Origin of the sequence: Providencia sp. 21OH12SH02B-Prov, assembly GCF_027362595.1 — a bacterium.
Lineage (GTDB): Bacteria > Pseudomonadota > Gammaproteobacteria > Enterobacterales > Enterobacteriaceae > Providencia > Providencia zhejiangensis.
In genome coordinates, this window is the sequence record NZ_CP114796.1 from 1,867,392 (window position 1) to 1,891,100 (window position 23,709).

18 protein-coding genes, 2 tRNA genes and 1 pseudogene are annotated in these 23,709 nt (G+C 39.0%); 10 read left to right on the forward strand and 11 right to left on the reverse strand.

Annotated elements, in window-relative coordinates; all coding sequences use genetic code 11:
- Window positions 1-80 precede the first annotated feature (80 nt).
- Both rcsB and rcsD read right to left on the reverse strand, forming a co-directional pair.
- On the reverse strand, window positions 81-731 hold the full coding sequence (rcsB, locus tag O7C57_RS08895; RefSeq protein ID WP_154624744.1) for a response regulator transcription factor RcsB: 651 nt from the start codon (window positions 729-731) through the stop codon (window positions 81-83).
- A gap of 1 nt (window position 732) precedes the next feature.
- Window positions 733-3,444 (reverse strand): phosphotransferase RcsD, encoded by a 2,712-nt coding sequence (rcsD, locus tag O7C57_RS08900; RefSeq protein ID WP_269723928.1) that lies wholly within the window; start codon window positions 3,442-3,444, stop codon window positions 733-735.
- 215 nt (window positions 3,445-3,659) lie between these two features.
- On the opposite strand from rcsD, the gene O7C57_RS08905 reads away from it, so the two are divergent.
- Both O7C57_RS08905 and O7C57_RS08910 read left to right on the forward strand, forming a co-directional pair.
- Window positions 3,660-3,747, forward strand: a tRNA-Ser gene (locus O7C57_RS08905).
- A gap of 5 nt (window positions 3,748-3,752) precedes the next feature.
- Window positions 3,753-3,828, forward strand: a tRNA-Thr gene (locus O7C57_RS08910).
- Between the two features lie 265 nt (window positions 3,829-4,093).
- On the opposite strand, the pseudogene O7C57_RS08915 reads toward O7C57_RS08910, so the two are convergent.
- Window positions 4,094-4,693: pseudogene (locus tag O7C57_RS08915) on the reverse strand (site-specific integrase); the annotation flags it as partial.
- A gap of 42 nt (window positions 4,694-4,735) precedes the next feature.
- Here O7C57_RS08915 and O7C57_RS08920 point away from each other — a divergent pair.
- Window positions 4,736-4,897 (forward strand): DUF2612 domain-containing protein, encoded by a 162-nt coding sequence (locus O7C57_RS08920; protein WP_269723991.1) that lies wholly within the window; start codon window positions 4,736-4,738, stop codon window positions 4,895-4,897.
- Window positions 4,898-5,551: 654 nt separating this feature from the next.
- On the opposite strand, the gene O7C57_RS08925 is transcribed toward O7C57_RS08920, so the two are convergent.
- Both O7C57_RS08925 and O7C57_RS08930 read right to left on the reverse strand, forming a co-directional pair.
- Window positions 5,552-5,839 (reverse strand): DUF2645 family protein, encoded by a 288-nt coding sequence (locus O7C57_RS08925; protein ID WP_269723929.1) that lies wholly within the window; start codon window positions 5,837-5,839, stop codon window positions 5,552-5,554.
- A gap of 499 nt (window positions 5,840-6,338) precedes the next feature.
- Window positions 6,339-7,447, reverse strand: a protein-coding gene (locus O7C57_RS08930) for an IS3 family transposase (protein ID WP_269723992.1) whose coding sequence is annotated in 2 segments (ribosomal slippage) — window positions 6,339-7,183 and window positions 7,183-7,447 — 1,110 coding nt in all. Because the reading frame shifts where the segments join, the coding sequence is not laid out codon by codon here.
- 1,278 nt (window positions 7,448-8,725) lie between these two features.
- Between O7C57_RS08930 and catA the strand changes: the two genes are divergently transcribed.
- On the forward strand, window positions 8,726-9,367 hold the full coding sequence (gene catA, locus O7C57_RS08935; protein WP_247048089.1) for a type A chloramphenicol O-acetyltransferase: 642 nt from the start codon (window positions 8,726-8,728) through the stop codon (window positions 9,365-9,367).
- A gap of 112 nt (window positions 9,368-9,479) precedes the next feature.
- Here the strand turns inward: catA and O7C57_RS08940 are convergent, their stop codons facing one another.
- The 3 genes from O7C57_RS08940 to O7C57_RS08950 form a co-directional block, all read right to left on the reverse strand.
- A complete protein-coding gene (locus O7C57_RS08940) occupies window positions 9,480-10,433 on the reverse strand; it encodes a glycoside hydrolase family 6 protein (protein WP_154623201.1) in 954 nt (317 codons plus the stop codon).
- Between the two features lie 404 nt (window positions 10,434-10,837).
- Complete coding sequence (gltP, locus tag O7C57_RS08945) at window positions 10,838-12,145, reverse strand: glutamate/aspartate:proton symporter GltP (RefSeq protein WP_154635563.1); 1,308 nt, start codon at window positions 12,143-12,145, stop codon at window positions 10,838-10,840.
- Window positions 12,146-12,669: 524 nt separating this feature from the next.
- Complete coding sequence (locus O7C57_RS08950) at window positions 12,670-13,332, reverse strand: GntR family transcriptional regulator (RefSeq protein ID WP_154621940.1); 663 nt, start codon at window positions 13,330-13,332, stop codon at window positions 12,670-12,672.
- 391 nt (window positions 13,333-13,723) lie between these two features.
- On the opposite strand from O7C57_RS08950, the gene O7C57_RS08955 reads away from it, so the two are divergent.
- Genes O7C57_RS08955 through O7C57_RS08975 form a run of 5 tightly spaced genes read left to right on the forward strand, consistent with a single transcriptional unit; the run spans window position 13,724 to window position 19,915 of the window.
- Window positions 13,724-14,968, forward strand: a complete 1,245-nt coding sequence (locus O7C57_RS08955) for an NRAMP family divalent metal transporter (protein WP_154621939.1) — start codon at window positions 13,724-13,726, stop codon at window positions 14,966-14,968.
- A 15-nt stretch (window positions 14,969-14,983) separates the two neighbouring features.
- Window positions 14,984-15,757, forward strand: a complete 774-nt coding sequence (locus O7C57_RS08960) for a LamB/YcsF family protein (RefSeq protein ID WP_269723930.1) — start codon at window positions 14,984-14,986, stop codon at window positions 15,755-15,757.
- Complete coding sequence (locus O7C57_RS08965; protein WP_163861161.1) at window positions 15,754-16,560, forward strand: putative hydro-lyase; 807 nt, start codon at window positions 15,754-15,756, stop codon at window positions 16,558-16,560. The genes O7C57_RS08960 and O7C57_RS08965 overlap by 4 nt, the downstream gene beginning before the upstream one ends.
- A gap of 9 nt (window positions 16,561-16,569) precedes the next feature.
- The gene (locus tag O7C57_RS08970; RefSeq protein WP_154621936.1) at window positions 16,570-18,183 is read left to right on the forward strand and encodes a 5-oxoprolinase/urea amidolyase family protein; all 1,614 of its coding nucleotides are present in this window, start codon (window positions 16,570-16,572) and stop codon (window positions 18,181-18,183) included.
- Window positions 18,170-19,915, forward strand: coding sequence for an acetyl/propionyl/methylcrotonyl-CoA carboxylase subunit alpha (locus O7C57_RS08975; RefSeq protein ID WP_154621935.1), 1,746 nt, complete (start codon window positions 18,170-18,172; stop codon window positions 19,913-19,915). The genes O7C57_RS08970 and O7C57_RS08975 overlap by 14 nt, the downstream gene beginning before the upstream one ends.
- A gap of 46 nt (window positions 19,916-19,961) precedes the next feature.
- On the opposite strand, the gene O7C57_RS08980 is transcribed toward O7C57_RS08975, so the two are convergent.
- Window positions 19,962-20,231, reverse strand: coding sequence for a hypothetical protein (locus tag O7C57_RS08980; protein WP_154621934.1), 270 nt, complete (start codon window positions 20,229-20,231; stop codon window positions 19,962-19,964).
- Between the two features lie 1,280 nt (window positions 20,232-21,511).
- Here O7C57_RS08980 and O7C57_RS08985 point away from each other — a divergent pair.
- The gene (locus O7C57_RS08985; RefSeq protein WP_154621933.1) at window positions 21,512-22,054 is read left to right on the forward strand and encodes a DUF924 family protein; all 543 of its coding nucleotides are present in this window, start codon (window positions 21,512-21,514) and stop codon (window positions 22,052-22,054) included.
- Window positions 22,055-22,305: 251 nt separating this feature from the next.
- Here the strand turns inward: O7C57_RS08985 and O7C57_RS08990 are convergent, their stop codons facing one another.
- Entirely contained in the window at window positions 22,306-23,082 is a 777-nt protein-coding gene (locus O7C57_RS08990) for a dimethyl sulfoxide reductase anchor subunit family protein (protein ID WP_250000362.1), read from the reverse strand.
- A gap of 1 nt (window position 23,083) precedes the next feature.
- On the reverse strand, window positions 23,084-23,701 hold the full coding sequence (locus O7C57_RS08995; RefSeq protein ID WP_154621931.1) for a DMSO/selenate family reductase complex B subunit: 618 nt from the start codon (window positions 23,699-23,701) through the stop codon (window positions 23,084-23,086).
- Between the last annotated feature and the right edge of the window lie 8 nt (window positions 23,702-23,709).

A 23,709-nucleotide genomic window follows, 5' to 3' on the forward strand; every position in this document is an offset into this window, starting at 1 on the left:
GAAGCGAGTGGTATCGAGAGGGAAGAGAAAAACCCATTTTATAGGGTTTTTCATCAATAATATAAAGATAATTCAATAGGTTAATCGCTAGGTGAATTATCAATACTGACAGAAGATAGGTAGTTAAGCAATGCGATATCATTATCAACACCAAGCTTCAACATCGCTGATTTCTTTTGGCTACTGATTGTTTTAATACTACGATTCAGCTTCTTAGCAATTTCTGTCACCAAAAAGCCTTCTGCAAATAGGCGTAAAACTTCACTTTCTTTTGGTGATAAGCGTTTGTCGCCGTAGCCACTTGCATTGACCTTCTCAAGCAGTTTACTCACACTTTCAGGGGTAAATTTTTTACCTTTTTGTAATGCGGCTAATGCTTTAGGTAAGTCAGCGGGAGCACCTTGCTTCAGAACAATCCCTTCAATATCCAATTCAAGGATAGCACTTAAGATAGCAGGGTTATTGTTCATTGTCAGAACGATAACCGAAAGGTCCGGATAGTGGCGTTTAATGTATTTAATTAATGTAATACCATCACCGTATTTATCACCTGGCATCGATAAATCAGTGACTAAAACATCAGCATTTAAACGTGCTAAATTATTAATTAAAGATGTTGAGTCTTCAAATTCACCAACGATATTGACCCATTCTATCTGTTCGAGTGACTTTCTGATACCGAAAAGAACAATAGGATGATCATCGGCAACAATGACATTTAGGTTATTCATATTATTGGTTACCTTCTAGCATTAGTTTTTTCACTGAAATATCCAGTTCTCTAATGCAATTACTTATTTTTAAGCTATTTTCTTCTGCTATGTAAAGTTCCAAATCTTCACAAAGCTTGTGAAGGAACCTAAAATCTAGCATAGCAAAAACTCCTTTTAAACGATGTGCTGTGTTTTTCAATTCGGTCAAATCCTCAACACTTTCGCTATTATACAGTTTATTAATATCTATCGGTACTGTTGTTATGAACAATTCCTTATAATCGCTTTTTGATAAAATATGTTGATAAGTGTGAAGTATACTTTCCATTGATTCATCATTGGTTTGAGCAAGCTCTTGGCTAGCAAATGGAATATGACCAATGGACTCTAAATTATTATCATCGGATGCTGCGTGTTCGATAAGCAAAGATATAGCATCAATCAGCTCATCTGCAAAGTTATAGTTAACTTCTAAATGCTGTGATGTGATTGAGTTGACACCTAGCACCGTTCCAGAAACTTTTATGATGTTTTTAAACTGGTTTTCATCATTATCAGTGATCAATAAATCCCAATCCGAGTGCGGCGAACTTTCATGTAAGTCTAAAAAGTCAGCGCCGTAATGTGTTAGTGTGTTTCTGATTATTCTTGAAGCATCAGCATTATGAATAGCTAAACGAATATGTATATCTTCAAGTAAAGTCGGGTAGCTATCGGCCATTGTTGCTGATTTAACAGGCAAAATAAGTTGGTAATGAGAGCCAATAGCAGGGCTACTATTAATTGTAAAAGTCCCATTCATCTTTTTACTGATTGCTTTACATAAATAGAAGGTAATGCCGGAACGGCTAAATCGTGATGAGGTAAGTACTTGCCCAGAAAATGGATGCTGAAGATTACTCAGTTCGTGCTTGGTGAGCCCCATACCACTATCTCTGATATCAATGATAATATGGTTTTTATCTTCTTGATAATTAAGGGTAATTGACACTTTTCCAAAAGAGGTGGTATCGATGGAGTACTCAAAAATGAGTTGTAAAAGATGTCTTAGATAGGTTGGATCTAATGAAAACATAGATTCAGGATTAATGTTATTATAAAAATAAAGCGTTAATCCTTTACTTCTAAGACGAAAAAGATTTTGTTTTAAAAATTGAGTGAGTAGTGAACTAACGGAAATTTTCTCAGCGGATGATTTACTGGCAGATGACTCAAGTGAATTTAATAAATTAATATTATTAAACCAGCGGCTAATATGAGTTGTTTGCAGGACGATGGTATCAATGAAATCTTGCTTATTTGCTGTCGGAGATTCAATAAGTCCTTCAACGGCGTTATTTAACAGCGTTAAGGAAGGTTGAATTTCCTTCTGCATATTCTCAAAGACAACCTTTCTCAACTGAATATTTTTCTTATACTCACGGTTAGCGAGTTCTTGTCGCCGTTGTGTCAATGCTTCTTTATCTTTATCAATAATAATGAAAAGATAAGTATCTTCTAGCATGTTAATTTTAACGAGAATGACTTCATAAACGTTGTTCTCAATCGAGATTTGGATCATGTCATGGTTATTTGTAGCCAATTCCTTGATATGGTTAAGATCCATAGACGGTAATAAGGAGTTGGCCGCATTATTACTGAGCAATTTTTTATTGGTTGTAAAGTCATACACCAAAATACCGTAACTAATGTTGTTAATGATGTCGTGATTAAGCGTATCTTTCAGCTTCAACTCATGTTGCATAATCGAGTTAGGTGAAATAATCCGTTTACGAATAAAGATACTGGTAAAGAAAGCCAGTAATGTCACAATAATGATGCAAGTCAACAGCCAAAGGTTATAACCAATGATACCAACAACCAGATCTTTTAAGGGAACACTATAATAAACCTGATAATTGCTACCTTCTATCTGTTGTGCAAAAACGATACTAGTGCCTCGAAGTTCAACATTAGAAAGCTTATTTGTGTCACTGTTGCGTAGTGATAAGGAAATATTATCGCCTTTAAGATTGGTTGGCAGTATAGAGTTGATTGATATATCAAAAGAAATAACACTGGTTAACTGCCCTGGCGAGTTAAACATCAAACGGTAGGTATAGTAATAGATATGCTCAGGTGTCAGTTTTTGTAGATTAGAAATAATCTCTCTTCTATCTAACAGTGTCGACTGGGTTAACATGTCTGTACGCTTTTCTTCCGCGGTTAACGTGAGATAGCTCTCTTTAAAGCGTAATTCAGGTTTTAAAATAGAATGTGTGGTTACCAAGACTAGCGTGTTATCAGAACCATTAAGAAAATACATTGAGTTGTATTCATTGCGTGCCCCCCAAACAATTTCCATGTAGTCGGCAAGCTTACTTGCTAACTGAATATTTTGCTCCTTATCATTACCAAATAAAATGGCATCGATAGTTTGGTTTGAACTGCTTAGCCAAAAAACATCGTGGCGGATTTTTGTAAGATGAGGGGGCGAGGGAAGCGTTGTGACTTCAGAAAGTGGCGTCAACTTCTCATTAACCAGCTTGTACATCAAATTGGCTTGATAACGGTAATCTTCAATCTGATAGGCCAACTGTTTTGCCATGGTATCCAACGCGGCTTTACGGCTGATAACCCATGAATGATATGAATTATAAAGCGACAGAGATAGCATCACGACCAGTAACAGGATAAAGACGTAAAATAGGCGGGAAAGCAATGTCGTTTTTATTAGTAATTGTCTGTACATATTATGGTGAGCAGTCCTGTCGGCAAAAATATATTAATTGATTAAAAATCATACGCCTATGAAAATATGAGACACCGATTTTGCACAGATATTAACACTTTTATTATGAAATAGAGAACAATTGAGTGAAGATTAGCCAAACAGAATAAAAAAATCAATTTTTTTACTTTCAGGGGTAGACAAGCTGCGTCGATTCCTCCATAATCGCGCCCCATGGAAGGATGGCCGAGCGGTCGAAGGCAGCGGTCTTGAAAACCGCCGATGGGAAACCATCCTAGAGTTCGAATCTCTATCCTTCCGCCATATTCGCCGGCTTAGCTCAGTTGGTAGAGCAACTGACTTGTAATCAGTAGGTCACCAGTTCGACTCCGGTAGCCGGCACCAAATAAGAACCCGTTATTGTCCACTAATGTGCGTCAATAGCGGGTTTTTTCTTGTTTCTAATAAAAAATACTGTCTATTTATCCAGTGAAACTCGTTATTATCCGGTGATATCCTTCAGTTTTGAGGGTTCAAAAGCGGGTACTTGAATTAGGGTGAGGGTACAAACAGTGAAGCTAACTGCAAAACAAATTGATGGCGCAAAGCCTTGCATAAAGGACTATAAACTTACAGATGGTAGTGGGTTTTTTCTTTTTTGTAATTCATGTCATTTAACCACCTCTAATAACTGATGGGACATATTTGGGACATCTTCATCAAAAAGAGCATCAATTTTCATTGCGTGTTCTTTCAAATGGGATGGGGCAAGATGCGCATATCTCTTGACCATTTCTATGGATTCCCAGCCGCCCATTTCTTGAAGTGCAGATAATGGCACTCCGGACTGAACAAGCCAACTCGCCCAAGTATGCCTCAAGTCATGAAATCGAAAGTTTTCTATGCCAGCTCTGCGCAATCCTGTTTTCCAAGCTGTATTATCGTCAACTCTCATTTTTCTAACTTTAGCTGTTGGCGTTCCATCTGACCTATGCCATGCTTCAGTATGAACAAATACAAAGCGCTGGTGTTTTCCTATTTGTTCTTTCACTACCTTGCAGGCGGTATTATTTAGGGCAACACCTATCGCTTTCCCTCCCTTTGCATCTTCAGGGTGGATCCAAGCTAGATCTATCTGTGATCATTCAAGATGGAGTATGTTTGAACGTCTTAACACTGTAGCTAATGCAAAGATAACAACTGGTCTAAATATTTCAGGCATACATTTAATTAGTGTTGCCGCTTCTTCCTTTGTAAGCCAACGCACTCTAATTTCACTTTCTGCCTGATTTTTATTGTTGGTAATTTTTCTATCTACTTCATCGACAATTATAGCGTGTCGATGAACGTTGTTATCTCAGCTAGTTACTTAACACCGTTTCGGATCTATGCAATCAAATGCCTCGACATTTTATCGAGGCTGATTGGCGTTAATTATCAATATCTTGTTTGTAATATTAGTGGGTTGTTATAGGGCTAGCTAATTGGCTATAAAAAATAAGGCGTTCTATTTTTTTGAATAGAACGCCTTATTAACAATAACTAAGCTACTCAATGTCATCAGCCGATAAGGTATTGAAATCTATCATGTGCTGATCAGAATTAACCACATTGTGTTGATTATCACAAATTTCATTCGATAACATTTTACAAGTATGTTTTATACTCTTTTCATCAATTCCTAGCCACTCTGAAAACAATTGAAAGAGGAAGGACTTGGTGTGCCTCAAAGTTATGAGAAAGCTGTCAAATTATACAAAAGAGCTTATCAACTAGGTTACACCGATATTCAATTACGGATTGACTACTTAGATAAAAAAATGCATAAAAAAAATAACTAATGTATGGATTTAACATAAAGGTGCTTAAGCTACCCAATGCTTAGGCACTCAAAATTCCCATCTTCCTACCGTAAAAAAGACCATTTTGTGTTGCTCATTTGTTATCAAAATGGCGGTTTCGGTTTCACGGTAAAAATAACGCCAACCGGCTATTTTTCCAGAATTGCCAAGATTTTTGGGTTGGTATAGGTGTGGCTGTTTCGGGGGGGAGGGGCGGTAACTTGGATTCGATTAACAGCATTGCCTGTTTAACATCATGAGTCTTGGAGGAACTGGTAGAATATTTCTTAGCAAAAAGTAAACCGAAGAAAAAATGACCATATAATATATATAATGACAATTAGTACATAGGACCACCTTAATTTTTGATTTCTTTCAAAAAAGAACAATAAGATACATGGTATTAATATTAAAATAGGCTCAATTATATACCTACCTCCAAGGGGAAGTTGACAAAGATTATCTACATCCCCATCACCAACCATCCATTCATAGTCAGATGTTGAAAGGATATTAATTAATAGTAACAAAAAGATTAAATACAGAAACGCGCCTATTTTTAGTATTATTTTCATATCAAGAAATTCCTAGAAGCTTTCTAATTCTATCTCTATTTTCTAAAATCCTCCTACCATAAGATGTCCACTCTCTAATAGGTTCTCCTTTGTTTGAGTAATAAGATTGAATAAAATCATCTAGTTTTCTAGCCGTTCCTCTCTTTATATTTGGTTAAATAATCAGCATCACCAAATGTATTCCACCATACTGTGTCTAGTAAATCCCATTTAGGGTAATCAGGAAAATTGTTCTGCACAACTGAATCAGGACACTTTTCTTAAGGAATTTTGTTCATACTCAATGGGTGGCAGATCACCGTTGGCAGTATGAAACCTTTGCAAATCACAGTTCTCATCTCGAAACGAAGCGTTACCAATTAGCAGTGTAGGGTCAGAATGGTAAATGCGTAATTGTCAATAAACAGGCCATTTCCTCGCTGTAGGTTTAGATGACTTCATTCCTTAAATATCTAATGAGAACATCAATTACACCCGAAACGTCATTGTCCACTCCCCATTAATTAAGACACTTCAAATTAGAGATTTCTAACTGTTTACGGTATGTCTCCGGTGGGAGGTTATTTAAACTTTCGTGGGTTCGATTTAGATTGTAATCTTGCTGCCAAAACCACACCATCTCTCGTACTTGGCTTAATGATTCAAATAAATAGGCATTTAAAAATTCACGGCGAAATGAACCATTAAATCGTTCGATAAAACCGTTTTGTTGAGGTTTACCGGGTTGAATATGACATAGCTCAATCTGATTATTTGTACAATAATTCAATAGGTTGGTTGAAATAAGCTCAGGTCCATTATCCACGCGAATTTGTTTCGGCAATCCTCTATCGATTTTCAAACGTTCTAGTACTCTAATGACTCGTTCAGCAGGCAATGACGTATCAACTTCAATTGCCAGGCACTCACGTGTCCCCTCATCAATAATATTCAAGGTTCTGAAGCGTTTACCACAGTACAAACTGTCGTGTACAAAATCCAAAGCCCATTGAATATTCGGGACTTTTTCTATCACTAATGGTCTTTTTTCACGCTTCGGAAGCACCTTTTTAACCCGTCGTTTCAAGTTCAATCCTAATCGACAATAAACGCGATAAACTCGTTTATGATTAAAAGAATAGCCTTGAAATCGCAGCCGAAAATAGCATTTCCAAAATCCTGATTGTGGTGATTTCGCTAACACAGATTGTATGGCATCGATCACCACTTGGTCTTTTTTACGCCAATCTAACGGTTGACGGTAAAAAGTAGCTCGGGGCAATGAAGTTAGTTTGCAAGCCTTAATGACTGATAAACCTGCCTCTTTTAATGATTGTGCACAGGACTTCTTTTCAGTCACTACCACCCCTTTTTTGCAAAAAGCTCCTTCATCGCATGATTTTCAAGGCTGACTTCCGCAAAGAGCTTTTTCAGTTTCGCATTTTCATCCTCAAGCTCTTTTAATCGTTTAACATCATTAGCTTCCATGCCACCATATTTTGATTTCCAATTATAATAAGTGGCGTTACTGATCCCATTTTGGCGACAAATGTCTTCCACTTTCATCCCTGAATCAGCGAGCTTTAAAATATTAACGATTTGAGTTTCAGTAAAACGGGCTTTTTTCATCATGACCTCTGCAATTTTTAGGGCAGAAACTCTAATTATAGCTGTCTTATTTTAGGGGGAGTGGACATCATCATGCATAAGAATGGAAGTACAAACTAAAAAGATAAAAAAATTTCCAAGTTTAAAAAACATATCTACATTATTTCCATATTTATAATGACTTAATCTTAATACCTATTGTAACAAATAGAAACATTTATCCAATAAAGGTTATTGAGCATCGAAAATAGATGGTTGGGTTAAATATCACTAAAGATACACACTTTCAGGAGTAAACGGCTCAAACAAAAATGCCCCCCGAAGTATCTTAATGCTCTGTAGGCGATATTAGGTTAAAGAGAATAGAACGGCGGTTTGCCGGTATTAGTGATAGTTAACATTATTTATGAGTATATTGGCGCAATCAAAAACAACGACTGTGCTGTTTTGGGCGTTTTTAGTGCAGATTAGCAGCGGGTAGCATGCCGCTTTGGGATATTTTCATTTATTTATGAATACAATCACCAGCAGGTGACAATATTTTTGGCTTTAATATAGATAATACATGACAGTTTTAAACTGACGTATGGTTAATACGTCAGTTTATGATCTCTGGATAAAGCGTTTAGTGATAAGCGGGTTATTTTTTTATAATTCGCTGATAGATTAATGGGCTATATAGGATAATAGCTAAAGCGATATACCCGAATATCCAGCTCAATTGGAAGTCATGGGCATAAACACCAACAAAGCTAATAATTAGTGTGGTTATTCTAAAGCCGAAAAGATTAAAAAGAGAGTATAGTAACTCGAAAAGAAAACTAAAAATTCCCACAATAGCTTCTATAAGAGAGTCCATATTTATTCCTTATTTCCATCATTTCTCTATTTCGAATAATTTTACAGTATTAAGTCAAATTTTTATAGGGGAAATGATGATAGAAAGGGGCATCATTGTTATAAAACAGTCATTAAATTCTGGTGTTTATTTTTTATCTCTTTGATTAAAAAGATAATGTAAATGTTATTGGATTGAAATAGTAGACATCGTTGATTGTGCTTTTTATCGGGGGTAAATGTTATAAATTTTTTCTATAGGGCAAAAATGATGCATTTTTTAGAGACTAGCTTTATTATAATAAACACCTTATTTGAGTGGTTCCGAGTTAATCGGATCTGACAGCAATAAATGTATGCATTATGTCATGATATGGAGCAGAAAATATGTTGCTTAGTAAAGCAGAGAGAGTCGCCCTTCTTCGTTAAAAACCATTATTAATCAACGAGAAGGGCAATAAAATGAATTATACTAAAGTGAATATTGATGAGTGGAATAGAAAACAACATTTCTCATTTTACCGTCAGGCGATGCCATGTGGGTTTAGTTTAACGACTCAGCTAGATATTAGTACGCTAAAATCGGCAATTGTTAAGCAAGGTTATAAACTTTATCCTGTTATGATTTACCTTATCTCTAAAGCGGTCAACCATTACCCTGAATCACGTATGGCCATAAAAGAGGGGGAGCTTGTACTGTGGGATCAGGTCAACCCTGCTTATACGGTTTTTCATCAGCAGACAGAAACATTTTCACAGTTATGGACTGAATATAATGATGACTGGTCGATATTTTTATCTCATTACCAGCAAGACCAATTATTATATAAAGATTGTCTCGATTTGATGGCTAAACCAGACTACCCGGAAAATCATTTTTGCATTTCGATGATCCCATGGGTGAGCTTTGAAGGGTTCAATTTAAATGTGGCTAATTTCACTGATTATTTTCCACCTATTTTTACGATGGGAAAATATCATTATTCAGGTGAAAAGGTGCTACTGCCTCTTTCAGTGCAAGTACACCATGCAACTATTGATGGTTTTCATATGGCGAGAATGGTGAATCAAATACAAACACTGTGTGATAACGTTGAATATTAGTATCTCTGTCGTTATTCATTAGTATAAAAGAAAGTGCTGATAACGATGATTATCGGCACTTTTTATATTTCTAGAGAAACTGACTCATCATCACGGTGCTTCTGATTGTAGATTAATCCCCATTAACTAATCGCACGGCTAAATCAGGACTGAATACACCCGCTTTAGGGCCACCATGGCAATCTGCTTTAGGTGAAAAATCCCCATCTGATTCTCCAGGTGGTTTAATCCATGCTGTTTTAACAGTAGCAGAGATATCTTTCGGGCCTTCACCAATTTTACGACCCATTGGATTGCACCATTGGTTAGGTAGTGATGAGGCTCCATTACCATTACGAGAAGTATCAATAATGATATTCGGGCGAGCATTAGAAAGTGCGGCGATAAACTGATTTATCTCTTCGCCATATTTGATAGTTGGCTCGGTAGGGTGATAATTAGAAACATTTAATGAGAAACCATAAGCGTCTTTTATACCCGCATTGACCAACTGTGTTGCCATTTCTTTTGCTGGCTGCCATCGCATATGACCAGCATCTATATATAGATAAACATTCGGACTTAGTGTTTTAAAGCGAGTGACAGCATAATTGAGTAATTCAATCCTTTCTTTACGTTGTGATGGCGTTAAACAGCTCATATCGGCTAAGCCATCAGGCTCAAGAATGATCGTCACCTTAGTATCTGAAATTGTTTTAGCGAGTGTATTAATCCATGTTTGATACTTTTGAGTGTTGGCACTGTTATCCGCTGACGCTTGTCCAGAGCAATCTCGGTTAGGTAACCCGTATAGAACAAGCATCAATTGAGTTTTTTGTTTATTGGCCTGCGTGATATAGCCTGAAATTTGCTGAGTTAATTCTGTTTCATTTTCTTGAATTTTGGATAGCCAAATTGCGGTAGGAACAGAGGCAATTTTTGTATTGATAAGTACGGCTCTTGGGTCATGCTTATTTTTTTCTACCCATAATGCAGCTGAAGATTTGGGGTCAATAAAATAGTCTGCTGCCATGAGCTTACCTATATAACAAGCTGAAATTAAAAATGGAAAAATGATTTTATTCATAGTATCAACTCCGGTTTTAATAAGATGTAATAACGTAATCAGTTGATATAAATATTAAACATATTTATTAATGCATTAGCTGCTTAATCATTTAGTTTTACCCTGCTAAACCGGATTGAATAATTTAGATTAACAACATGATTTGATATGGTCTGTAACGAAAAGGAATAATAGACAGTATCAATATTATTATTTTAATAAGATGAATTTTTAACATGACGGAGTGATAAAGTAAATATACTTAGTTATTTTTGTGTGGTGATTCTTGAACTGAGTTCTCATTGTTTATATTAATAGAAATTATCAATAATAATGATGTCTTAATTCAGTTATTAAAGATAGATTGGATATAACTAAAAAAACACCAAGTGTTAGCTTGGTGTTTTCGCATATACGCTCAATAGTTAGAATGTTTTTTCATATTCTTGAGCTTTGACTTCATCATAGTTATGTTCCCATTTAGCAATAACCAATGCAGCAAGGGCATTACCGATAACATTCAAGGCGGTTCGTGCCATATCAAGAATACGGTCAACGCCCGCAATAAAGGCTAATCCTTCTAATGGGATACCTACACTGCCTAAAGTGGCGAGTAGGACAACGAAAGATACACCCGGTACACCAGCAATTCCTTTTGATGTAATCATTAACGTAAATACAAGAATTAACTCTTGGCCGATAGATAATTCAATGCCATATAACTGAGCAATAAAGATAGCCGCAATACTCTGATAAAGTGTTGAACCATCAAGATTAAATGAATAACCAATAGGAATAACAAAGCTGGTAACAGATTTAGGCGCCCCGTATTTTTCCATTTTATCCATAATACGTGGCAATACGGTTTCAGAACTTGCTGTTGAATAGGCTAATAATAACTCGTCTTTTAAGATTTTCATTAAAGTAAAAATATTAATTTTACAATAGCGAGCAACGAGTCCTAACACAACGATTGCAAAAAATAAGATAGCACAATGTACAAGGATCACTAATTTTAATAATGGAACGAGTGAGGCAAAACCAAAGTTGGCAACGGTGACTGAAATAAGAGCAAATACCCCGATAGGAGCGTACAGCATAATCATGTTAGTGACGCGGAACATCGTTTCTGAGAACGTTTGTAGCACATCCAGTAAGGGTTGCTTTTTCTCTTTAGGTAATGAAGAGAGCCCTAATCCGAATAATACGGCAAAGAAGATCACGGGTAACATTTCACCACTCGCCATAGAAGCAAAAATATTACTTGGTACCATGGTTAAAATGGTATTAATGATACCGGAAGGGTGACTTTCTACTTCTTGCGTGGTTTTCTCATATTGTGAGATATCAACTTGCGTGAGTTGTGACATATCAATGCCAACACCGGGTTGAAAGATATTGGCAAAACTGATCCCGACAACTATCGCAATCGTTGTAATCACTTCAAAATAGAGAATCGTTTTAAATCCTAATGAGCCGAGTTGTTTAGTATTACCAACACCAGCGATACCCACAATAAGCGTTGAAATAACAATTGGCACGACGATCATTTTAATTAACTGAATAAATATTTTTCCCGCTGGGGATAAAACATTCACAATTAACCAATCTTTATATTCTACGCTTTCATGCAAATAGGCGCCGACAATAACCCCTAAAATCAGTGCAATTAATATTTGCCATCCTAGGCCAAACTTAAATGTTTTCTTCGTGGAAATGTGGTTTGAAGTCATAATGAAATCTCAAATATATTAATATTTTTTATGTTTGTGTTTTTACGATCGCAATTCTTATAACTAATATTCGTTAAAACTACAACTATTGATTCGTAAATATTGAATCATTTAGTTGAGTGATTGATGTTAGCAATCATTTTTTATCTTTGATTTGTATATATTTGTAACAGTATCTTTCAGTTACTCATAAAGAAAGGGATTGTATGGGGAATCGGTAATACGAACTTTAAATAGATAATGTTTTTTTATTGTTTTCATTCTGTAACTTAAATGTTATTAGATGGATGAAAAGTATTCTAAAAAAAGACATTAATAGAATGGAGATATTAAATAAATGAAGGCGCCATTAACTATAAATAGAAACTATTTTTATAATTAATATTCTAAATAAATTGGTGGGATATCAGTATCGTGATGACATGAAGGGGATATTTCATAAAATAGAGTCATTAGCTCTTTATGCTCTGAAAAGCCTCGCTAATAGGGATGGATTAATAGAACAAAAATTAATAGAGCAAAAATTAATAACCGGATTGACGACGCTTGTAGGCCGCAAGTAGGGTACGCTCCGATAAATCTAAATACTGGTGTAATTTTTCAGCGGCTTCAAGATTATGACCTGCATCCAATAATTCTAAGATGGACTGATTCTTATCAATATAAGGCGCATATAAAATTTTAGGGTCATTCAGATGACCAAAAGCCAGTCTTAACTCAGCGGCGATATTACGATAAAGTTTAATCAGTCTTTCACTATCAGATAATTCAACGATAGCGGTATGGAATTTCATATTTGCAGTTCCAACGCCAACCCAATTTTCAATTTTCTCTTGTTCGTGAGCTTCACTGACGGCTTGTTTCATTTTTTGTACAGCTGGATGCATTGCATATGCGTGCCTTAATGAATCACATTCAATCAACCGGCGAACTTGGTAAATATCGATGATTGCCGCCATGTCAGGGATAGAAACAAATACTCCCTTATTTGGTGCATAAGTCAGTAATCCTTCTTGCGTTAAAACCCGAAATACCTCACGTAATGTGTTTCGAGAAATCGCTAATTCTTCACTGAGAGCCGCTTCTGATAAGCGTTGGCCTGGCGTGAGTTCTCCAACCGTAATTTTGTGGCGGATCGTTTCGGCGATAGTGACGGATAAGGTCTGCGCAACAGGTTGTTTAGTCATATAAGTCGGTTTGTTATGGATGAATAGCCAATAAAGCGTGCCATAAAAGAATATCTTCACATATTCCCTAAAGGGCTTCAAGGTTCCTTTTGGTGCACTATGACATGGTAACCCATTATTTTGCACTTGATTGGTGCATCTACCTCTTGGAACGCATTCAACTTATGTTAATTATTTGCACGTTTTGTTAAAAAAGTGATCACCATTTGATTTTTAACCTACCAACCACGATTTTTATTGCTTACTTATTCGCCATTCACTATTAATTGTTCAACAATGCATTAAAGATAGATTAACAATTAATTTCATTAGTAGAACAATGGCACGTTTTTTGCCTTTATCACTATCACAACATCAATAACGACAAAAACAATTCGAAAGGAGTATGCATATGGCAGCTCAAGAAAACACAACCACCAGCAGTGCTGAATTTGTAAAAAATAGGCGCACTTCATTAATTGGTGCGATTTTCTTAATGGCAACATCCGCAATTGGTCCCGGTTTTATCACTCAAACTGCAACCTTTACCGTTACATTAGGGGCTGCATTTGCTTTCGGGATCCTCGCGTCAATTATTATTGACTTTGTTGTCCAACAAAATATTTGGCGAGTAGTGACATTAACGAAAATGCACTCCTCTGAGATAGCCAACGCGACCATTCCTGGCAGTGGCTATGTGTTAGCTGTATTAGTCATATTCGGAGGGCTCATCTTTAACATCGGAAATATTGCGGGCGCTGGGTTAGGGTTAAATGCCCTCGTCGGATTAGATCCTAAATGGGGAGGATTAATCAGTGCATTATTAGCGATTTATATTTTCTCTTCTCGTAAGGCGAGTACATTCATTGACCGTGTAATAATTGTATTGGGGTTAGTCATGATAGGGCTGACACTATTTGTGGCCTTTGCCTCTAATCCACCAGTTGGGGAAGCATTACGCCAAAGTGTCCTGCCAGATACTGTTGATTTTGCAATGATCACAACGATTGTGGGCGGTACAGTAGGCGGGTATATCTGCTATGCAGGTGCACATCGCTTATTAGATAAAGGTGCGGTGGGTGTTGAAAATATTCATGTTGTTTCAAGTGCTGCGACTAAGGGGATCCTAGTTGTTGGCCTCATGCGTTACATCTTATTCCTCGCTATTCTTGGCGTGGTAGCAAGCGGTGTGACCATTGATATTTCAGGTAAGGCTGCAAATCCTGCATCCCAAGCGTTTCAAGCTGCTGCGGGTAATTTTGGATTGCGTATTTTTGGATTGATTTTATGGGCAGCGGCTTTGACGAGTGTAATAGGCGCTGCTTATACCTCAATGAGCTTTATTACCGCATTTAAAAAATCCATTACAGAAAGGCAGCGTAACATTGCCACAATCATATTCATTGCAATTTCATTAGCTGTTTATTTAATGATGGGAACGGCACCAGCAGCCTTATTGGTATTTGCTGGTGGCTTCAATGGATTAATTTTACCGATTGGTTTAACCATCTTTGTTTATATCGGGTGGAAGCGTGCTGATTTGATGTCCGGATATCATTATCCGCGTTGGTTGCTATGGTCTGGCGTTATTATTTGTGCCCTGACATGGTACATGGGCGCCATGTCGGTTGAAGCTATCTTTAATTATTTGAAGTAGAGGTCAAATAGAACAATGAAAAAAATTATCGATTTAAACAGTGATCTCGGGGAAAGTTTTGGCCAATGGCAAATGGGTAATGATCACGCCATGCTGAAAGTGGTTAGCAGCGCCAATGTTGCCTGCGGATTTCATGCTGGCTCTCCTGAAGGGATCTTTAACACGTTAATTGAGGCTAAAGCCAACCATGTTGTAGTTGGTGCTCATGTCGGATATCCAGATTTAGTTGGTTTCGGCCGTCGGAATATGGATATCTCATCGAATGAACTGATTGCAGATGTGATTTATCAAATCGGGGCGCTGAAAGGGTTAGCGGTAGCTGCGGGTTGTCACGTTGATTATGTCAAACCTCATGGTGCACTGTACAACACCATCGCCCATGATAAACGTCAAGGAATGGCAGTTATTGAAGCGATCTGCGCTATTGACTCTCAATTGGTCTTGGTTGCACTTGCTGGCTCACCGTTGATTGAATGGGCGAAAGAAAGTGGGCTTACTGTCGTTGCAGAGGCATTTGCAGATAGAGCGTATCACGCGAATGGTACCTTAGTTTCGCGTAAAGAAGTCGGTTCAGTTCTACATGATCCTGAGCAAGTAGCACAGCGTATGCTGCAATTTGTCAATGAAGGTGGCGTGATGTCGATTGAGGGAACTTTTACACCGATTGATGCAGGTTCGATCTGTGTACATGGCGATAGCCCCGGTGCACTGGCTATGGCGCAAAAGGTTCGAGAACTGTTGCAACAAAATGGCGTTGAAATTACTGCTTTTGCGGGGAGAGGGCAATGACTAGGTTATTTAAAGCCTCAGAAAAAGCAATCGCCGCGGCGAGAGAAGCAAGGGAGGCGATCCGCCAAGGTTTTGACAAGCCAACAGCAGGTTTAGCGGCAGGTTTGACACAAGCTAATATGATCGCATTACCTCGTGATTGGGCATTTGATTTTTTATTGTATGCCCAGCGTAACCCCAAAAGCTGTCCTGTTTTAGACGTGTGCGAAGCGGGAAGTTGGCAAACAATTTTAGCTGAAGGCGCTGATTTACGAACAGATATCCCACGTTATCGTGTATGGCAAAACGGCAATTTAGTTGATGAAGTAACGGACGCGACCCATATTTATCAGGAACATCCGGACTTAGTAACCTTTTTAATTGGTTGTAGCTTTACCTTTGAAACGTCATTAATGGAAGCGGGGATTGATGTCCGCCATATTACGGATAACACCAATGTACCCATGTATAAAACGAATCGCTTATGCCGCCCAGCAGGGCGTTTACAAGGTGAGCTTGTTGTCTCGATGAGACCTATCTTGGCGGAGCGGGTAGCCGATGCCGTCAGTATTACAGGGCGTTTTCCATCGGTTCATGGCACTCCTGTTCATATCGGGGCGCCTGAACAATTAGGCATCAAAAATATGATGGCACCTGATTTTGGCGACCCAGTCCGTATTGAAAATGGTGAGATCCCCGTATTTTGGGCTTGTGGTGTGACGCCGCAAGCTGCGGTGATGAAATCGGGAGTCCCCTTTGCGCTTAGCCATGCACCGGGACATATGTTTATTACTGATATACCTGATGCTGCCTACCATGTATAGGAGGGGTTAATGCGATTCTTACCGGTCAATTTAAGCGCTTTTATGATCGAGCTACACAGTCTTGAAGAGACGATGGCATTGACTCATTTACTGCGCAATAGGGCACACAAACTGGCAATTGAAGAGATAACGCCAGCGGCAAGAACAGTGCTTGTTCGTTTTAATTCAATGCTCACCAATATTGATAAGTTAATTGACCAAATTGGCCGTTTAGACATTTCAGCAACGGAGCTGAAATCGGGGCCGCTAGTGACGATCCCCGTTCATTATAATGGGGAAGATCTTGCTGATGTGGCTGAGCATCTTGGTACATCGATTGAAGATGTCATAAGGAGACATACGGAGAATGAATACCAAGTGGCATTTTGTGGTTTTGCTCCCGGATTTGCTTATATGGTGGCGAAAAATGCACAGTTGAATGTACCTAGAAGGCCATCGCCGAGGATCCGTATTCCAGCCGGCTCAGTGGCATTAGCGGGAGAGTTTAGTAGTGTTTACCCGCAGGCTAGCCCTGGGGGATGGCAACTCATCGGTGTCACGGAAACGGCTGTTTGGGATTTGTATCGAGAGGAACCCGCGCTGTTAAAACCGGGTTATCGAGTCAATTTTGTTGATGCCGCCAGAGCAGAGACGACTTACAGTTTACCTCAACCGACTCATCACCATAAAAGTCATGAAAAAATGGTCTTGAGTGATGATTTGACGGTGCTAGCAACAGGCTTACAAACATTAGTACAGGACTATGGACGAATGGGGTTGTCGGCTTTGGGGATCTCCGAGTCGGGAGCGATGGATAAAGGGGCATTACGTAGCGCTAACCGCCTTGTTGGGAATGATATTCATGAAGCTGCATTAGAAATCACTCAAGGTGGCTTTAAAGCGCAGGCAAACAGACCTTTATTAGTCGGGGTAACCGGAGCCAGTTGTGATGTTGAAATCACCACAGCGGAAGGGATCCACTATTTTGCGCAGCAATATCAGCCAATTCAACTCGCCAAGGGCGACATTATCCATTTGGGGACGGCGACTAAAGGGGTTCGTAGTTATTTGGCTATACGCGGTGGCATTGAGATGACACCTATTTTAGGAAGTTGTTCTTTCGACACCTTAGCTCAAGTTGGCCCAGCGCCACTCAAGGCGGGGCAGCGCTTAGCCGTAAAAAGCCTTAAGCAGCAAACTGTCATTTCACTCAATGAACTGCCCGTTTTAAATTATCCAAGCGCTCATGAAATTGTTGTATTAGATATTGTTTTAGGTCCTCGAACTGACTGGTTTACACAGCAAGCGGTACGATTATTAACATCGCAATTATGGCAAGTGACTGCGGCATCGAATCGTATCGGTTTGCGATTAGCTGGGGATAAGGGGATCGAGCGCGCTAAACATCAAGAATTACCGAGTGAAGGGACTTGTGTTGGTGCAATTCAAATTCCCGCGAATGGTCAACCGGTCCTATTTTTGAATGATCACCCATTAACGGGGGGCTATCCGGTTATCGGGGCAGTGTGTGAATATCATTTAGACCTAGCGGGTCAAATCCCTGTTAACGCAAAAATACAATTTAATCCAATAAAGGTATTCAACGAATTTGAAGGGAGTCGGGACACTTATGCCTACAATTAATCATAATATTCAACATAAAGTGTTGATCGCGAATCGCGGTGAAATAGCGGTAAGAATTATTCGTGCTTGTCGTGATATGGGGTTTACGTCTGTGGCCGTTTATGCAGATGCAGATATTGCGGCATTACATGTCCAAATGGCGGATGAGGCCTATGGTTTAGCGGGTAATACCCCCACTGACAGCTATCTGGATATGCACAAACTGATTAGGATCGCGAAAAAATCAGGGGCTACGATGGTTCACCCTGGTTATGGATTTCTTTCAGAACGTGCAGAATTTGCACGTGCCGTGCAAGAGAATGGCCTTATCTGGATTGGACCTAATCCGGACACTATTGAAATATTAGGTGATAAGGTAAAAGCTCGTCAACTGGCCATGCAAGTGGGTGCGCCATTGGTCGCAGGAACAAAAGAGCCAGTGAAAGAGGCGAAGGAAGTCGTGGCGTTTGCTCACGCGAATGGTCTCCCCATTGCTATAAAAGCCGCATTTGGTGGCGGAGGACGAGGTTTAAAAGTGGCATGGCAGATGGAGGAAGTGGAAGAGCTCTACCACTCGGCAGTGAGGGAAGCGACAGCAGCATTTGGACGCGGAGAATGTTTCCTTGAACAATTTCTGCATAATCCTCGCCATATTGAAGCACAAGTGATTGCTGATCAGCATGGCAATGTTGTTGTCGTCGGGACTCGTGATTGTTCTTTACAGCGTCGTAATCAAAAGTTGGTGGAAGAATCGCCAGCGCCTTTTCTTTCGGAAGCATTACAGCAACAAATCATTCAAGCATCTGTCGATATTTGTGCGAAAGCAAATTATATCGGCGCTGCTACAGTCGAGTTTTTACTTAGCCAAGATGGTAAATTATCTTTCCTTGAAGTGAATACACGTTTACAAGTAGAACACCCTGTGACGGAAGAAACGACAGGTATAGACCTAGTCATTGAACAATTACGTATTGCCCAAGGGTTACCATTAAGCATCAATGAAACACCTAAGCCCAGAGGTCATGCTTTTGAGTTTCGTATCAATGCTGAAGATGCGGGAAATGGTTTTCTACCTACACCGGGCGTGATCCAGCGTTTTGATCCACCATCTGGCCCAGGTGTTCGTTTAGACAGTGGTGTTATGGCAGGGTCAACTATACCAAGCACATTTGATTCACTAATGGCGAAATTGATTGTGTTTGGCCGCACACGAGAACAGGCCATTCAGCGTGCTCGCCGTGCTTTAGCCGAATTTACTATTGAAGGTGTAGCATCGGTATTGCCTTTTCATCGTGCAGTGATAGAACAAATGGACTTTTGTGAGCAATTTAACGTGCATACACGTTGGATTGAAACCGAGTTTAGGGTACAAATTCCGCCAGCAAAACGTCAGCTCCCTCAAAATGAGCAGCCGTTAACTCATACTTTTATTGAAATTGATGGTAAACGTTGCCAATTAGGATTGCCCGCACAATTATTAGCAGGGTTATCGTTACAATCTACTGAGCAAGCCTCTACGACAACACAAGCCAATGACAAGCAGGATCATTTGCTGAATGCGCCAATTTCAGGGGTGTTATTTAACTGGTTAGTTGCTGAAGGTGATGAGGTGGCTCAAGGGGAGGTGATTGGCGTGATGGAAGCCATGAAGATGGAGGTTCAGGTAATGGCACACCGTGCAGGTAAATTGAAATATATTGCTAAAAAAGGTGATTATATTAACGCAGATTGTGCCATCGCTGAAATTGCCTAGCTGTTTGGTGGGAGCAAGTTACAACGGGCTCCCACGTTTGCCAATGTTATCGAGAAATACGTGTTGGTAATGAACGTAATGGAGGATTAGGCGCAGGCACACTGTGTTGGTCCTCTTTTTTAATTTCGTCGCTATCTCGATAGACTTCACCACACATAAAGTACAGGTTTGGGCGTTTGGATTCGAGGTAAGATTTACGGCTGATACATTCTTGTTGCGTAAAAATGGTCTCAGTAACAGGTAGCGCATCACATGCATCTGTGCCGCAAGGGCTTACCCATAAGGCCCATCCAATGAGTACCATATGTCCTGCCATTCGAACTGCTCCTCCAACAAGTATGAAAGTAACACTGGGCCACAGCGAGTGGCTGCACTAACGATGACAAATTAACTCACTTGACGGCATCTGTTAGCGACGATAAGTGTAAAAAGCGAGCATTAATTAATAGATTGAACACAAATGTTATCATTGGATTCAGCAAATGTATGTAATGTCGTGAATAATCATTGTAAATTGGCATTAAATAGCAAATCAATAAGTTAAGATTGTAACAAGTAATAATCTCTATTAGAGGCCTATCATTGTTAATATTATGAATTAAAAGGCGTTAATAATGCGTCATTATGTCGTAAAAAAATATTTTTTCAAAATTAGCAATACAAAATAGATGTTATTATCACTATCTAAACAATAAGCATTCTAATTATGATTCAGTTAATGTCACCCCCAAAGACATTTTTGGACTTGGTGTAAGAAAATAAATAGGTAATAGGCTAAATGGAAGGGGATGGATGAAGCGGAGTAGCATTATTCTATAAGATGTTTTTTGCTTATATTCGTTATTGTTGTTCAGCATGTTTGATATCGAAAGTAAGAAATATCATGGGATAGTCACAAATTGCGTTCGGTAATGTCTTATTTAGACTGTGTTGAGTATCCACCACTATTATTAACCATTTTTATTTATGATATATCAATAATGTCAAATCTTTTATGGGGAAATGTAAAGTCCACAATAGACGCTCTAAATTAGAATGAAAACCGATAAAGGCAATGGGTTGGATATTAAAATATAGACTTGTCTGTTTTGTTTTAAATAAAGGTTTCTTAAAAAATACTGATGAATTGATAAAGTACTATGACTCATTTTAGCTAGTTGATTAATTGCAACACTATGATAATAATCAATTTCTCAAACGAGAACACCTGGCGCATGTAAATATGGATAACTGAGTTTATAGCCTATACGAATATAATATTGGTTTGGTGTTATTTGTCGTGAAAAATAGCGATGTATTCACTAAATCATTTAACTGTTCATTTTTTAATGAAGGCATCGGTATCTTTTAGGTTAATTTACTTAGGCTATGTGGATTGATAGATTTTAATTATTTTTATTGAATAGCGATAGGAGAACCCTATCAGGCTGATTGATTTATAACCACGATTGGTCGCTAATTTTGGAACCGCTTCGCAAAAACGTAAAATATTTGTCTTATGATTGTTGTTTTAAGAGCTAGCTCATAACAATGATAATGGGTTTTATTTACGATAAAAAATAACTTATCACTACAGAAATTGGGTATCTAACGATTATGAATACCATGGAGAACGTTTTGACATTTTGGTTCGAAGAATCGACACCAAAACAGTGGTTTGAAAAAAGTGCAAAATTTGATGCGGTCATTACCCAACGTTTTGCCGGAACCTTAGAACGTGCGGCAAAAGGCGAACTTGCTTACTGGCGAATTTCTATCCGTGGTCGACTCGCTGAAATTATCGTTCTAGACCAGTTTTCAAGAAATATTTGGCGTGATACGGCAAAAGCGTTTGCACAAGACCAAATGGCTTTAGTGTTAGCTCAAGAAGCGATCAAACAGCCAGACTATAATTTATTGCCTTTATCTCAACGAAAATTCATTCTCATGCCGTTTATGCATTCGGAATCCAGTTTTATTCATCAACAAGCGGTGGAGTTATTTCGAGGATTAGGCGACGACAATACATTGAATTATGAAATGCAGCATAAAGCCATTATTGATCGTTTTGGGCGTTATCCGCATCGTAATGAGATATTAGGGCGGGTATCAACGAAAGAAGAAATTGCATTTTTACAGCAACCTAATTCATCTTTTTAATCATCAATTGTGGTGCTGTGCTTGAGGCTCTCTAACCGCAGTATTAATAGCGTTCGCTTAGCTTCAATTCTGTTTGGGTGAGTGAAATGACTTGGCGGTGATTTGACGTTGATAATCTGTAATTCATACTCAGTGTTACAAAGCTCACAGAATAAAATTGTCAGTGTTATTTTGTATAATGGGCAACGACAAGAGAAAGCCTGCAATTTTGCAGGCTTTCTCTTTAGTGGGAAAACAGGTGTAATGATGAATTACATCGTAATTTGCCACAGGTTATAAAAAGCGATACGCCCAGCAAGTTCTGCAAGTAAAACGGCACCCGCACAGGTTGCGAGAGTCGCTTTTGGGGCACGTTGTTTTAATGCCATGCCGACAAAACCAGCTAATGCGATCACCAGTACAACAACTTGGAATCCCCAAAAACCAGTCTGTTCTGCGCTAAGTGCAGGGCCTGTTTCGGATAAAAAGGCCTGATAACCAGCACGGCTTGCGAAGATAACGACAGCACCGACTAAGAAAGCCGTAATACCTAAACCACGAGCACCGATAGCAATCGCCAAGGCTCCGCCACCGACTAACATGGTCATCCACATTTGTAATGTGGTGTAGCTAGTATTCCAGTTTGCAATGGACGCAATATTATAAACTTGCGGAATTGACCAAACAAAAGCGAGTCCAGAGATCACCGCAGCAATGTTCGCGAGTTCGCGTAACAGCGGTTTTTTATAAAATAACGTGAAAAACAGTGTTGCTGCGGCAAAAGTGACAAAAACACCACTTAAGAACGCCTCATTACTCATTGGCGAACGACCAACACCGAGTAGCATGTTGAAAAAGCGTAGCGGTTGGCCAACGTGTAAGCCACCAATAGCTAATCCAATAATCATCACCACAAATGCGAGAATATTGGCATTTTTCAATTGTTTTTCATCAATAGATCCCATTTTTTTGCTCAAATACGCAAATAAAAATAGACCTGCCGCCGATTGCCCTAGGACGGTGAAAAAGACTAATGGTAATTCATGCATTTTACACCTCCGCTGGGTTTTTGAGTTCGCCACTTTTATCGCCAGATGGTTTGGCATCTTTGTGTGGCTTAATGACGATATTTGGATTAGTCAGGCTTGGGTCTGGCATTGGTGCAATACCGCATTCCGTGCCATGAAGCTCACGAAGGACATTGATATCATCAAAATCCAGCGCTCGTTGTGGGCATGACTCAACACAAACAGGTTTCATACCTTTAGCGACACGCTCGTAGCAACCATCACATTTGCTCATCAGCTTTTTCTTCTCGTCATATTGAGGCGCGCCATACGGGCAACGCAATTCGCAATAACGACAGCCAACACAGACGGATTGATCGACAACAACGAGGCCATCTTCTGCACGTTTGTGCATCGCTCCTGTTGGACAACCTTCCACGCAGGTTGGGTTCGAACAGTGGTTACAAGAGATGGATAAATAGTAGCTATAAACATTTTGCTGCCAAATACCATCTTGTTTCTGCCAACTACCACCACCAAATTCGTATACACGACGGAATTTAGGGCCTAAATCGAGATCTTTTTCGTCCTTACAACTGACCTGACACGTTTTACAGCCAGTACATTTTGTGGAGTCAAAATAAAAGCCATACTGTTTCATCAATTAAC

Bases quoted from the DNA above. Each gene is read 5' to 3' on its own strand.
- rcsB (WP_154624744.1), bottom strand. From the start codon at position 731: ATGAATAACCTAAATGTCATTGTTGCCGATGATCATCCTATTGTTCTT.
- rcsD (WP_269723928.1), bottom strand. From the start codon at position 3,444: ATGTACAGACAATTACTAATAAAAACGACATTGCTTTCCCGCCTATTT.
- O7C57_RS08925 (WP_269723929.1), bottom strand. From the start codon at position 5,839: ATGAAAATAATACTAAAAATAGGCGCGTTTCTGTATTTAATCTTTTTG.
- catA (WP_247048089.1), top strand. From the start codon at position 8,726: ATGAATTATACTAAAGTGAATATTGATGAGTGGAATAGAAAACAACAT.
- O7C57_RS08940 (WP_154623201.1), bottom strand. From the start codon at position 10,433: ATGAATAAAATCATTTTTCCATTTTTAATTTCAGCTTGTTATATAGGT.
- gltP (WP_154635563.1), bottom strand. From the start codon at position 12,145: ATGACTTCAAACCACATTTCCACGAAGAAAACATTTAAGTTTGGCCTA.
- O7C57_RS08950 (WP_154621940.1), bottom strand. From the start codon at position 13,332: ATGACTAAACAACCTGTTGCGCAGACCTTATCCGTCACTATCGCCGAA.
- O7C57_RS08955 (WP_154621939.1), top strand. From the start codon at position 13,724: ATGGCAGCTCAAGAAAACACAACCACCAGCAGTGCTGAATTTGTAAAA.
- O7C57_RS08960 (WP_269723930.1), top strand. From the start codon at position 14,984: ATGAAAAAAATTATCGATTTAAACAGTGATCTCGGGGAAAGTTTTGGC.
- O7C57_RS08965 (WP_163861161.1), top strand. From the start codon at position 15,754: ATGACTAGGTTATTTAAAGCCTCAGAAAAAGCAATCGCCGCGGCGAGA.
- O7C57_RS08970 (WP_154621936.1), top strand. From the start codon at position 16,570: ATGCGATTCTTACCGGTCAATTTAAGCGCTTTTATGATCGAGCTACAC.
- O7C57_RS08975 (WP_154621935.1), top strand. From the start codon at position 18,170: ATGCCTACAATTAATCATAATATTCAACATAAAGTGTTGATCGCGAAT.
- O7C57_RS08980 (WP_154621934.1), bottom strand. From the start codon at position 20,231: ATGGCAGGACATATGGTACTCATTGGATGGGCCTTATGGGTAAGCCCT.
- O7C57_RS08985 (WP_154621933.1), top strand. From the start codon at position 21,512: ATGAATACCATGGAGAACGTTTTGACATTTTGGTTCGAAGAATCGACA.
- O7C57_RS08990 (WP_250000362.1), bottom strand. From the start codon at position 23,082: ATGCATGAATTACCATTAGTCTTTTTCACCGTCCTAGGGCAATCGGCG.
- O7C57_RS08995 (WP_154621931.1), bottom strand. From the start codon at position 23,701: ATGAAACAGTATGGCTTTTATTTTGACTCCACAAAATGTACTGGCTGT.